At 42.6% G+C, this 11,911-nt stretch carries 11 protein-coding genes and 1 pseudogene; 8 read left to right on the forward strand and 4 right to left on the reverse strand.

What is annotated here, in order from left to right; translation table 11 throughout:
* The first annotated feature begins 278 nt into the window (after positions 1 to 278).
* The gene (locus tag HWQ23_RS24220) at positions 279 to 1,241 is read left to right on the forward strand and encodes an aldo/keto reductase (RefSeq protein ID WP_292833895.1); all 963 of its coding nucleotides are present in this window, start codon (positions 279 to 281) and stop codon (positions 1,239 to 1,241) included.
* 34 nt (positions 1,242 to 1,275) lie between these two features.
* Here HWQ23_RS24220 and HWQ23_RS24225 read toward each other — a convergent pair whose 3' ends face one another.
* Positions 1,276 to 1,503 (reverse strand): hypothetical protein, encoded by a 228-nt coding sequence (locus tag HWQ23_RS24225; protein WP_292834011.1) that lies wholly within the window; start codon positions 1,501 to 1,503, stop codon positions 1,276 to 1,278.
* 129 nt (positions 1,504 to 1,632) lie between these two features.
* On the opposite strand from HWQ23_RS24225, the gene HWQ23_RS24230 reads away from it, so the two are divergent.
* From HWQ23_RS24230 to mtnA, 4 genes are all read left to right on the forward strand, one after another.
* Complete coding sequence (locus HWQ23_RS24230; protein WP_292833898.1) at positions 1,633 to 2,079, forward strand: hypothetical protein; 447 nt, start codon at positions 1,633 to 1,635, stop codon at positions 2,077 to 2,079.
* Positions 2,080 to 3,577: 1,498 nt separating this feature from the next.
* Positions 3,578 to 5,485, forward strand: coding sequence for a 1-deoxy-D-xylulose-5-phosphate synthase (dxs, locus tag HWQ23_RS24235; protein WP_292833901.1), 1,908 nt, complete (start codon positions 3,578 to 3,580; stop codon positions 5,483 to 5,485).
* A gap of 922 nt (positions 5,486 to 6,407) precedes the next feature.
* Positions 6,408 to 6,794 carry a methyl-accepting chemotaxis protein gene (locus tag HWQ23_RS24240; protein WP_292833904.1) on the forward strand — a complete coding sequence of 129 codons (387 nt, stop codon included), beginning with the start codon at positions 6,408 to 6,410 and terminating at the stop codon, positions 6,792 to 6,794.
* A gap of 65 nt (positions 6,795 to 6,859) precedes the next feature.
* Complete coding sequence (gene mtnA, locus HWQ23_RS24245) at positions 6,860 to 7,921, forward strand: S-methyl-5-thioribose-1-phosphate isomerase (RefSeq protein WP_292833907.1); 1,062 nt, start codon at positions 6,860 to 6,862, stop codon at positions 7,919 to 7,921.
* A 141-nt stretch (positions 7,922 to 8,062) separates the two neighbouring features.
* Here the strand turns inward: mtnA and HWQ23_RS24250 are convergent, their stop codons facing one another.
* From HWQ23_RS24250 to HWQ23_RS24260, 3 genes are all read right to left on the reverse strand, one after another.
* On the reverse strand, positions 8,063 to 8,530 hold the full coding sequence (locus HWQ23_RS24250) for a hypothetical protein (protein ID WP_292833909.1): 468 nt from the start codon (positions 8,528 to 8,530) through the stop codon (positions 8,063 to 8,065).
* Between the two features lie 2 nt (positions 8,531 to 8,532).
* The gene (locus tag HWQ23_RS24255; protein ID WP_292833912.1) at positions 8,533 to 8,730 is read right to left on the reverse strand and encodes a hypothetical protein; all 198 of its coding nucleotides are present in this window, start codon (positions 8,728 to 8,730) and stop codon (positions 8,533 to 8,535) included.
* Between the two features lie 257 nt (positions 8,731 to 8,987).
* The gene (locus HWQ23_RS24260) at positions 8,988 to 10,409 is read right to left on the reverse strand and encodes an NADP-dependent isocitrate dehydrogenase (protein WP_292833916.1); all 1,422 of its coding nucleotides are present in this window, start codon (positions 10,407 to 10,409) and stop codon (positions 8,988 to 8,990) included.
* Positions 10,410 to 10,683: 274 nt separating this feature from the next.
* Between HWQ23_RS24260 and HWQ23_RS24265 the strand changes: the two genes are divergently transcribed.
* From HWQ23_RS24265 to HWQ23_RS24270, 3 genes and pseudogenes are all read left to right on the forward strand, one after another.
* On the forward strand, positions 10,684 to 11,412 hold the full coding sequence (locus tag HWQ23_RS24265) for a GUN4 domain-containing protein (RefSeq protein ID WP_292833919.1): 729 nt from the start codon (positions 10,684 to 10,686) through the stop codon (positions 11,410 to 11,412).
* Positions 11,413 to 11,437: 25 nt separating this feature from the next.
* Positions 11,438 to 11,654, forward strand: a pseudogene (locus HWQ23_RS33725) (type II toxin-antitoxin system HicB family antitoxin).
* 17 nt (positions 11,655 to 11,671) lie between these two features.
* Positions 11,672 to 11,887, forward strand: coding sequence for a type II toxin-antitoxin system HicA family toxin (locus tag HWQ23_RS24270; protein WP_375466620.1), 216 nt, complete (start codon positions 11,672 to 11,674; stop codon positions 11,885 to 11,887).
* The last annotated feature ends 24 nt before the right edge of the window (positions 11,888 to 11,911 follow it).

Raw genomic sequence — 11,911 nt, forward strand, 5'->3', positions numbered from 1 at the left:
GATAAGCCAGCGCTGTGCGGGGGTTCCCCCCGTTGTTCGCGCAGCGTCTCCCCTTGGGAGAGGCGACTGGCGTGCGGTTTCTAACCGCCCTTTTAACCCATCAACTCAATTCATATACCTCACACATCCCAAATTGCCATCGGTATTTTGGCTTCTTGAGTCTTTTCCTAATGGGTCGAAAAGTGTATCTTCAGCAAGATATTGTCAACTTTCCCTTGTCTTTGAATGGCCACACAGTTATATCTACATAAGTAATAGCTGAAAGACTTGGAGAACAGATGTCAGGAACTACGTCAAATTCAGAAATGCTATACCGAGTTCTCGGCAGTACAGGAGAAAAAGTTTCTGCTATCGGATTGGGTGGTTGGCACATCGCCTTGAAGCATGTTGATGAGCAACTGGGTATCCAAATTGTGAGAACAGCCATTGACCGTGGCATCACTTTTATGGATAACAGTTGGGATTACAACGGTGGAGTCAGCGAGATTCGCATGGGAAAAGCCCTGCGTGATGGCTACCGAGACAAAGTGTTCCTGATGACGAAAATCGATGGTCGCTCTAAAAAAGCAGCAGCAAAACAGCTAGACGAATCACTCCAACGCCTGCAAGTTGATTGCATCGATCTCGTTCAGCACCACGAAATCCTTCGGCACGAAGACCCACATCGAGTTTTTCACGAAGAAGGGGCGAATGCTGCCTTAATTGAGGCACGGGAAGCTGGCAAACTTCGATATATCGGCTTCACTGGGCATAAAGACCCCTATGTTCATCTGCATATGCTGGAAGTTGCAGCCAGTAACGGGTTTAAATTTGATACAGCGCAGATGCCCCTCAATGTGATGGATGCCCACTATCGGAGCTTTGAAAAGCTGGTTGTGCCAGAACTGGTTAAACAAAACATCGGCGTTCTGGGAATGAAAAGCTTGGCAAACGGTATTATTTTACGGTCAAATACTGTAACGCCAATTGAATGTTTACACTATGCTTTGAATCTGCCGACATCGGTTGTGATTACCGGAATTGACAGCATGGAGATTCTAGAGCAAACTTTTGAAGCAGTGCGGACGTTCCAGCCAATGAATGACCACCAAGTGCGATCGCTCTTAGCAAAAACAGCAGAAGCGGCATCACGCGGCGAGTTTGAGCCTTTCAAAACCTCATCAATTTTTGACAGCACTGCCCAAAATCCAGATTGGCTGGGAGAGGAACCACAGCGCCTCCAACAATTGATGTCAGCGTGATCGCAAGAGCTAAGGTAGTCTACAAGATTAGCGATCAAGCCCAAGCGGTTGGACTGAAGAAAAAATTAGAGCGCAAGCTTCCCAACCGTAAAAATTCAGTTGCGATGGCGTAACCGCCTGCTGGAAGCGATCGCAAGTTAATTAACTCAACGGCGATCGCTGACTTTTCTCTAAGCGCGATGTCTAACGACAAGCCGAAGAAGCGTCTACGCTCATGCCCAAAAGCTCTCAACTGTTTAATTCGATCCTTGATTACCAGCAAAAGTTTTTCCTATATCAAAATAATAATCGTTTAACAACTTATGACGCCAAAACCTCTATCTAGGGAACGATATGGCTAATAAGCTAAATGGACTATAATAGGATGCTAAATCAGATGAGATTGTATTCTATGAAACTAAATTATTTGACAAAACAGTTTTCCACCGTCAAACGCTGGATGGCTACAACACTGTTTTGTCTGTTAGCGATCGCTTTCGTTTGGCAAGGTGCATTTTTCTCCAACACCTCAGCAATGGCTGATACTACTGCAACCTTGATCGCATCAAAAGACGCAGGCGATCAAGTTCAAGAAAAAACCAGTAAAGATGCTGGACGAGCCAAAAACTTCATCCAAGATACGACAGATAAAGTTAAGGAAGCTGCCAAGAGCAACGCCAGTAAAGTTGATCAAGCAACAGACGATGATAGTGTTGTTGAGCGCAAAGCAAAGAAAGATGCGGCTACAATTGAGAAAAGAGCAAACGAAGATTCGGCTCGGACTCAAAAAGCAGTAGACAACACAAAGAATGTTGTTGAACGTGCTGTTGATAATATCAAGGATGCTTTTGGTAAGTAGATAGACATAGAAGTGAAAAGGAGGTAGGCACAGTTGATCAATTGTGCCTACTGAAGGACTTCCGGCAACGCAAAATTAATTTCTGGAGATGTCTCTTGCTGACACCAGAAAATTTCCTTTTGGTCAATAAACAGTAGGGTTAACTACGCTTCCATATTAAAGTTAGCCGATCCGCGATAGGTAGAACGGTGATGTCAAGTCGCTTCTCGAAATTAGGACTTACGCACTGTACAAATGCATCGTGATCCCAATTAACGATCTTCAGGAAGTTTTCAGGCTTTTCTTAATTATCCTGCGATGCCTACGGCGGTAAACTACGTAAATAGATTATGCTGTGCCCTTACGAAAGATATGGTTTTTAACCTTGACTCATATTTGGTATTTCTTGTCAATGCGTAAGTCTTAGAAATTAAAAATTATTAATTAAAAATTGCAATCCGCTCCAGTATGAGCTAACGCTGCCCTATCAGTGCTTGCTCTGAACCCAAAATTAATTAAAAATTATTATTCTTCTTAATTTTTAATTAAAAAAAGGTCAATTGAGCAAGAAACGCCATGAACTGACCTTGTTCAGGTGGAATTTGCATACTAGCATCTGGCAATTTTAGTATTTCCTCCCGGATTTGAGGTAAATATTTAATTGCTGGCAACAGATTTGTGAAATAACCATAAAGTTTTCTAATTGTGCAGCGAATATTTTTACATTAACTTCATAAAGCATGAGATTTTAGTTTCCAACTATCCAAGTCACCCTGACAGCCTTTTGGCTCTACTCTATCAGTAAAATACTCAGAAATTTTACATAAAGGGAACCATAAAATTTACTAATAAGTTTAAGAATATTAATTTACTAAATAAATAAATAAGTAGTTTTACATACATATTTATCCCTGCCAGATGAACTAAGTAAATAGGCGATAATAAATCAAAGTATGTTAAGTAATCTAAAAAAATAAGTTGGCTCGTAGTGTACCCCTTTGGGGATCTTGCTACGCATAGCCTCTCGTAGAGAGGGCTTCAGTGCTGAAAGTAGGGCTAAAGCCTTTATTACAAACCTTTGATTATCGCTGAGAAAATTAGCTGGTGTTAACGAAAAAGAGAAGAAATAATTGCTAAATATTTACCAGCAATTATGCTGAACCGTATTGAGTTATAGATAAAATATTTAACTTGATTTTCTACTAGCTTAAAATGGCAAAAGTGAGGAATATACTTAAGGAATTTCCGCAAATTCCTGCGGAAAAACTTGTTTTTCTATACGGGCTATAGAGGACAATTAAGTAACATTACTTATTGACAAATGTGTTATAACTTTAGCTGATTGCAAGCTCATTTTGACGAATTGTTAATAGGTAACAAATTCTTCACCATTATCAATTACGAAGTTATACTTTCCACTACAAGTTAGTAACAATGTAAGAGTTTGATTATGTGGACAGCCCGACCGTGGGAAAATCAAAATACCGAAACTAGAACTTAGAGAGGAAAACCCTATAATATGCATTTGAGCGAAATCACCCATCCTAATCAGTTGCACGGTTTATCTGTTCGCCAACTACAACAGATTGCCCGTCAGATTCGAGATAAGCATCTCCAAACCGTAGCAGTTAATGGTGGACACTTGGGGCCAGGGTTGGGTGTTGTGGAATTAACACTAGGACTTTACCAGACACTGGACTTAGATCGGGATAAAGTGATTTGGGATGTAGGACACCAGGCTTATCCCCACAAACTGCTTACAGGGCGCTACGATCGCTTCCACACCCTCAGACAAAAAGACGGAGTTGCGGGTTATCTCAAACGCGGTGAAAATAAGTTTGACCACTTTGGGGCTGGACATGCTTCTACAAGTATTTCAGCCGCATTGGGCATGGCTTTAGCGCGAGACTTGAAAGGGGAAAAATTTAAAGCCGTTGCTGTTATTGGCGATGGGGCGCTGACAGGGGGTATGGCTTTAGAAGCGATCAACCATGCCGGACACATGCCAAAAACGAACCTGTTGGTTGTTCTCAACGACAACGACATGTCTATATCTCGCAACGTGGGCGCGATTCCCCGCTATCTAAACAAAATGCGCCTCAGCCAACCGGTGCAATTTATTAAAGATAATCTTGAGGAACAGCTTAAGCAAATTCCCTTCGTTGGCGAATCCCTGTCTCCCGAACTCGGACGCATTAAAGAAGGCATGAAGCGCTTGGCTGTTCCTAAGGTAGGTGCAGTTTTTGAAGAACTCGGCTTTACCTACATTGGGCCAGTGGATGGGCATAATCTCGAAGAATTGATTGCCACCTTCCAACAGGCACATCAGATCCCAGGCCCAGTTTTGGTACATGTAGCAACAGTCAAGGGCAAAGGCTATGAAATTGCCGAACTAGATCAAGTTGGCTACCACGCCCAAAGCCCTTTCAACGTAGCAACTGGCAAAGCCATTCCTTCCACTAAACCCAAACCCCCGGCTTATGCCAAAGTCTTTTCTCACACTCTGGTGAAACTTGCCGAACAAAACCCGAAAATCGTCGGGATTACTGCGGCTATGGCAACGGGGACAGGCTTAGATAAACTTCAAGCCAAACTGCCCAATCAATATATTGATGTCGGTATTGCCGAACAACACGCGATTACCCTAGCAGCAGGACTTGCAACTCAAGGGATGCGCCCCGTAGCGGTTATCTATTCTACCTTCCTACAACGCGCCTATGACCAGATAATTCACGATGTCTGCATCCAAAACCTGCCAGTATTCTTCTGCTTAGATCGGGCAGGAATTGTCGGTGCTGATGGCCCCACCCACCAAGGTATGTATGACATTGCCTATCTGCGTTGCATTCCCAACATGGTAATGATGGCGCCCAAGGACGAAGCAGAACTGCAAAGCATGATCGTAACTGGTGTTAACCATACCAGTGGGCCGATCGCTATGCGCTACCCTCGTGGCAATGGCTACGGTGTCCCCCTGATGGAGGAAGGTTGGGAACCTTTGGAAATCGGCAAAGGCGAAATTCTGCGTACAGGCGATGACGTGTTAATCGTCGCCTATGGCACAATGGTCTATCCAGGAATGCAAGCTGCTGAACTTCTCAGCGAACACGGCATTGAAGCAACTGTAATTAATGCCCGTTTCGTTAAGCCTTTAGATACCGAGTTAATTTTACCTTTAGCTAAGAAAATTGGCCGCGTCATCACCTTGGAGGAAGGCTGTGTAATCGGTGGCTTTGGTAGTGCGATCGCGGAAGCTTTACTAGATGCAGATATTCTCGTTCCTGTCAAGCGATTCGGTGTGCCAGATGTGTTAGTAGAACATGCTGAACCCAATGAATCTAAGACAGAACTAGGTTTAACTAGTCATCAAATAGCAGAAAGAGTTTTGCAAGCTTTCTTTAAGCAGCAAGTATCTGCTGTGGTTTAGTTCATTTATCAACAGTATTATCCAAAAATAACCCCTGTTCTAGGGGTTATTTTCATGAGAATATTAGCGATCGCTATTCCTACTCACTCTTTCTGCTGGCATTTGCGAAGGTATTCTGCATTCCCCAGTTCAACGAAAAAAATGCTTGGATTAAATAACGAACCGCAGAGGCACGGAGAACACAGAGCGAAAGAGAGAAAGATTCTAAAAGTTGGTTTACCAAGTATTGTTAGCTTGACAGACCACTAGGCAGTTTGCCTATATGAACGCTTTCGCAACAAAACAGCACTCGCCGCAGCAGCCAACAACCCTAGCCCGGAATTAGCTTCTGGGGCACAGAGTGGGGTTTAGGCTTATTTGAGAATAACTCTTGGCTGGTAAATGGCAAGTTAGCTAAACTAGGATTTAAGCAAACATTAACATTCGGTGGTCGATTGGGAATAGCAATAGTGGCTTTTGAAAAAAGACTTTTTCATGAAACTTTGCTTCTGGTTTGATTGAAATTTGAGTTTGAAAATTGACCCAGAAAAATTTGCTCGTCCAATAAGCACTCTGTCGCGTCAAATATGCAAAAGTGGTAAAAAACCGCACGCACACTGAGTAAAAAGGTAAAAATCAATAAATGTACATAAATGTGTTAAGAATAAAAATTTTACTTGATAGACTAACCATCCGCGCAGCAAAATCATAAAAAGTTAGAAAGTAATTAGTCACAGCAAGAAGTAGGACTTATTGAGAAGAGACTAGTACTCTGTCAACTTTCAATTGATTGATAAGCAAGTTGGTAGTAAGGACTTTTGTCTTTATTTTTTCAGCATTAAAAAGTGCTTACTACAAACCCTCATGGTAAGCTACGAAGATCGCATTGAAGAAAAGCATAAATTAGAATAAAAATAAACTGGATTAAATTTGGAAAAATCAAATGACGGTTGAGAGATGGACGGATGAAATGGTGGATGGATTGGCTTCAAGCGTCACTGAACTGCGGGAAAATCTGCGGGAAAGCGTCACTGAACTGCGGGAAAATCTGCGGGAAAGCGTTACTGAATTGCGGGAAAGCGTTACCGAGGTGCGGGAAAGCGTCACTGAACTGCGGGAAAATCTGCGGGAAAGCGTTACTGAATTGCGGGAAAGCGTTACCGAAGTGCGTGACAGTGTTGATGGTCTGAGGGTAACTGTTCAAGCTTTGTTACAAGTGGCTGCTCAAAGTCAGCGAGATATGGAATTAATGAAGCAACGACAAGAAGAAAATGATCAGAGATTTAATATTTTGTTAGAAGAAGTCCGCTATTTAAGACAAGGTAATTAAAGACTTGTTAGCGTTTTGATAACATACTTTATGGTATTTTAAGAAATTTATTCAGGCTTCCTTCTATGACACCTTCTACAAACCAGGTTTATCCCGTTATTTGGCACAACAACTCGGTGTCACTAATTGATCAAACTCGCTTACCCAACGAATATACATTTGTAGAAATTCACCGCAGTGAAGATATGGCGCGGGCGATTAAAACTATGATTGTGCGAGGTGCGCCGGCAATTGGTGTGGCTGCGGCGTATGGAATATATCTTGGTGCGAGAGAAATTGCCACAAGCGATCGCCACGAATTTTTGCAACACTTAGATAAAGTAGCCCAGTTGTTGCGTTCTACTCGGCCGACGGCAGTAAATTTATTTTGGGCAATTAGCCGGATGATCAAAGCCGCCTACGAAACGCTGGGAACGGTAGAAGAGATTAAGCAAACCCTTTTCCAAACAGCCCAAGCAATTAATACTGAAGATTTACAAACTTGTCATGCAATTGGTGACAATGGTTTGGCAGTCTTGCCCACTACCCCAGAAAAGTTGACACTGCTTACCCATTGTAATGCTGGGGCGCTAGCTACTGCTGGTTATGGCACAGCTTTGGGTGTTGTGCGTTCTGCTTGGAGGGAAGGACGTTTAGAACGTTTATTTGCCGACGAAACCCGTCCTCGTTTACAAGGCGCAAAACTCACCACTTGGGAATGTGTCCAAGAAGGTATTCCAGTTACATTAATTACCGATAATATGGCAGCCCATTGCATGAAACAGGGTTTGATTCATGCTGTAGTTGTGGGTGCTGATCGCATTGCTGCTAATGGTGACACTGCTAATAAAATTGGTACATATAGTGTTGCGATCGCAGCTAGAGCACATAATATCCCCTTCTTTGTCGCTGCACCCCTTTCTACCGTTGATTTTGAATTAGCCGATGGCAGCCAAATTCCCATTGAAGAACGCGAACCAACAGAAATCTATCAAGTTGGCGATACTATTCTCACACCTGCGGGTGTAGATTTTTATAATCCAGCTTTTGATGTCACTCCAGGCGAGTTGATTACAGCGATCATTACAGAAAATGGAGCGATCGCGCCTGGGGAATTGGTGAAATTACAGTTAAAGCAATTAGTGTAATTGATGTTTAAATTGATAGGTAAATAAGTTTGTAGTAAGGACTTTAGTCCTTGATCTTCTAAGCACTAAAGTGCTTACTACAAACCTTGAATCAAAATTAGCTTGACGAACTACTAGAAGTGAACTTCTCCCTGTCTTAAACTAATCCAGAACTTTTCTTCTCAGCCTTTCTAGTTCCTCATCTACATCTTCCTGATCCATGTGAGAAAGTTCGTGTGCTAGGCGAGTCTGAGGCTCTAAAGCCTCAGATTTCTCTGTTGTCTCACTTACTGCGATCGCATTTTCCCAGACATCCCATTTATCTTTCTTGTCTTCGAGGTTCTGGATTAGTGTTTTTGCATTGAGTGGAGTCGAGGTTTTTATAGGGCTACACAAAACCTTAGTGGACTGATTTTGAAAATCATAGACAACATCAAACACCTGAAATTTGCGCCAAGAGCTAGGCTTACGTGTCTCATCTATTGGTAAAACCAAAGTTTCACCAATTCGAGGAAGCCACTTACAGCTTGAAAATTCGGCCACCATTTTGCTCGATGCATCAATACTCCAAACAATACGGAGCTTGAAATCTTGAGGGTTGGGTGTCAAGAAAGGCGCATCGTTTTTCATCGCTACTTGTAACAATCCTCTGATGATTTGTTTTCAGAAGAAGCTTTAGTTTCGCAGGCTAATCGCTGTGATTTTTCAGCAGCATCACCAAACGACCTTAACAGAGGCGTTTTAGCCACAAACTCATTGAGTAAAAAACCAAAAACAACAAATATAGCCGGAACCAGCACGAACATAAACAGAAGACCCTGGCCAATCATTTTCTTGTCGGAGGGATTGTCTTGTTCTGGAGATTTTTTTTAATCACTCACGATTACACCACGACTAACTGCTATATCTAGTAAGCCCAAAACCAACTCGTGTCTAACTACTTCTTAAAAAATTTTCACGTTCCAAGCTCGAATATACTTTTATCTCTAAAGTTCAAGTCTTTCCCTCTCCGAGTCGGAGAGGGACAGGTTTTACTATGTAAAACCAGGGAGAGGTCTTTTTATTCGACTAATTAGCCCTAATGAACTTAACCAAAATGCTGAATAATTGCCTCGGCAAATTCAGAACATTTTAAGGGTTCAACAGGTGGTTCTAGCAACCTTGCTAAATCGTAGGTGACTTGACTATTTGCGATCGCATCGCTTAAACCTTTCTTAACTAGGTCTGCGGCTTCTTGCCAACCCAGAAACTCCAGCATCATCACCCCAGACAAAATCACTGAACCAGGATTAATCCGATCTAAACCGGCGTGTTTGGGTGCTGTGCCGTGGGTGGCTTCAAATATGGCACTAGCATCGCCAATATTTGCCCCTGGCCCCATTCCCAATCCCCCAACAATGGCGGCGGCAGCATCAGACAAGTAATCGCCGTTCAAGTTCATCGTTGCCAGAATCGAATACTCGTCCGGTCTGGTTTGGATTTGTTGAAAAATGCTGTCAGCAATCCGGTCATTCACCAAAACTTTCTCTTTCCATTTGCCATCGCCGTGGGTTGCCCAAATTGTGTTAAGAACAGTTTCAACTTCCTTGACAACTTGCGCTTTCTTGTCTGGAGTGAGACTATCAAACCCAGGTTCAATCTGGCGGGCGTTTTCTTCCAAGGAAATATTCGGATTTTTTTCCTTGTTACTTAAAATCCAAGATTCCTGTTCAGTAACAGTTTCTTGGCGAAATTCGCTGATTGCTAGTTCATAACCCCAATCGCGGAAAGCGCCCTCGGTGTACTTCATAATGTTGCCTTTATGCACCAAAGTCACCTGTTGCTTGTTTTTGGGCAATAGCAAGGCGTGTTTGATCGCACGTCTGACTAGCCGCTGGGAACCAGTTTTGCTGATCGGTTTGATGCCAATACCAGAATCAAGAGGAATGCGTTTTTTCCCATGTTCTGGGGTGGCGGGGATCAGTTCTTCGTTGATAAATTTAATTAAGCGATCGCCGATTTCGCTACCTTGTCGCCACTCAATGCCTAAATAAATATCTTCTGTATTCTCCCGATAAACAATTACATCCAGCTTTTCGGGATTTTTGTGGGGTGAGGGCGTACCTGCATAGTAACGGCAAGGACGCACGCAGGCATACAAGTCAAAAATTTGCCGTAAGGCTACATTTAAAGAACGAATTCCCCCCCCAATGGGCGTAGTCAAAGGCCCTTTAATAGCTACACCATATTCTTCAATTGCCGTGAGAGTGTCTTGAGGTAAATACTGGTAAGTACCGTATAAATCACAAGCTTCGTCCCCAGCGTAAACCTTGAACCAGCTAATTTGACGCTGACCCTTATATGCTTTGGCTACCGCAGCATCTAGCACTTTTTGGGTAGCAGGCCAGATATCTATACCTGTGCCATCGCCACGAATAAAGGGGATAATTGGATTGTCCGGTACGATTGGTTCACCATTTTTGAAGGTGATTTTTGCTCCGGCTGCGGGGGGGGTAATCTTTTCGTACATAGTTCACACACTCCTAATCGATACGCTGCTATTCAAAAAAACCTTATGTGGCAGGCTTGTATATTTTGCTGTGTCTTTTGTTCACCAAGCCATAAGGCGCAGATTTTCCCCCTATTCCCCTTGTACCTTATTTGGGGATTAAGTGTGGGATTCAGTGAAGCGATCGCAATTTTGTACGATCAAAAATAGTAAACTACTTTTCGCTATCAGTGCTTCACCTTGGAGAAGCCTAATAGCTTACCGCTCTTTCACTGACCGCTAAAACAAGAATGGCATGACAGACCCAATGATTTTATCAGGCCCTGCAAATGACATCGACTCCCTCCGACGACCGTTAATCGCTGGGTCTGAAAAAGTCCAACAACAGATAATCCTACAGTTAGCTGAGTTGGGTAATGAGGGATTAGACGTGTTGATGGAATTTTTACTCAAACGACGTGAGAACCCAGCGACTTGGGTTGATGGCAAAGCTTACCAAGTCCTTTATAACTCTGATGCACCTCAAGCCAAAGAATTTCTGCGCTCCTGTTTTCCTGAGGGAATTGTACCTCTAAAATCAGAGTGCGGGATTAACTACAATTCTTTGCAACAGCTACTAGCTGTTCAAGACTTCCAAGCAGCGGATCGCGTCACCATAGAAAAAATGTGTGAACTATCAGGGACAACGGCTGTACAACGAAAATGGTTGTATTTTAGTGAGGTAGAAAATGTGTCAGCTGTTGACTTGCAAACCATTAACAACCTCTGGTTAGTCCACTCCGAAGGTAAATTTGGCTTTTCAGTACAGCGAGAAATCTGGTTAAGTTTGGGTAAAAATTGGGAGAATTTCTGGCCGAAAATTGGCTGGAAAGCAGGTAACATCTGGACGCGATACCCTAACGAGTTTACCTGGGATTTGAGTGCGCCTAGAGGTCACTTACCCCTCTCTAATCAACTTCGGGGGGTACGAGTCTTTGCTTCTCTACTCTCTCACCCAGCTTGGTCGAAGAATCCAGAAAAATGATTTTGAGCCTACGTACAAATAGATTATGATCAATCCCACCAACCGAGAATTCTACGCGATCATTGAACGAGATGAATATGGCTACTATGTCGGAGAAGTCCCTCAGCTAAAAGCCTGTTACAGTTAGGGAGAAACAATTGATGAGTTGATGGCTAATATCAAAGAAGTAATTGAACTTTGTTTAGAAACAAAAAATGATGAAGAAATAAGAATTTATAGGTTTTCAAAAGGTAGTAATTTAATGCCAAAATTACCAGTAATGCCAAAATTACCAGTTTTAACAGGTAAAACAGTTATTAACACTCTTGAAAAAATAGGTTTTCAGGCGGTGCGTCAAAAAGGCTCTCATGTACAAATGCAACATGAGGATCGGCGGTTAGTAACTATTCCTGTTCATGCTGTTAAAACTATAGGTAAAGGATTACTACGCGATGTTGAACTTACAAGAGAAGAGTTTATAGCATTGCTGGAATAATAGAGTTGGGAAGTTTTCCACTAA

Source organism: Nostoc sp. JL33, assembly GCF_017114985.1.
GTDB lineage: Bacteria > Cyanobacteriota > Cyanobacteriia > Cyanobacteriales > Nostocaceae > Nostoc.